Consider the following 584-nt stretch of genomic DNA (forward strand, 5'->3'; position numbering starts at 1 on the left):
AATTGCTTCTTTAAGAATTGGTCGAGTCACTGCACAGTGATTGAGTGCCTCCATATGGTTCGCAACCACCTTATTAGGGGAAAGGCGAATAAACTCCATGACCTCATCAATAGACATCAATAACGGTTGACCAACATCCATACGAGCACGGCCTGCTGCCACCACTGTGATATCGGGTTTCAACTCAGTCAACGCTCGTTTTACATCATCGGTTAGAACTGTATCACCGCTAATGTAAATAGAAGGCTCATTGGGGAGCTCCAAGAAAAATCCAACACCATTAGCCATTACCTTGTGAATCCATCCATGGCCGTGCAAAGCCGGAACCGCGGTGAGCTTTCCGCCTAAAAAGTCGATAGTTTGCCAGTCTTCAATTCCCCAATTTACCGTTAAGTCGTATTTTTCTAGGTAAGCCTTATCTTTGGCTGGTGTCGCAACTGGGATATTACGACTTGTTAAAAACGTCTCACCTGCCGGATCTAGGTGATCTCCATGTTGTAATGCCTTGATACCAAGTGTTTGACTGTGAGTAATTAAGGTATGAGTAACCTTGTTTAGTAGCTCATCGGCATTACTTGGCATCT

The 584-nt window shown here is 44.5% G+C and carries 1 protein-coding gene; it reads right to left on the reverse strand.

Annotation, left to right across the window (positions count from 1 at the left end):
• Positions 1-584, reverse strand: a 584-nt coding sequence (locus AB4154_RS20815; protein WP_372124021.1) for an MBL fold metallo-hydrolase, incomplete at both ends; no start/stop codon positions are given.

The organism is Vibrio sp. 10N.286.51.B11 (assembly GCF_041469245.1).
In the GTDB taxonomy this organism is placed as follows: domain Bacteria; phylum Pseudomonadota; class Gammaproteobacteria; order Enterobacterales; family Vibrionaceae; genus Vibrio; species Vibrio crassostreae_C.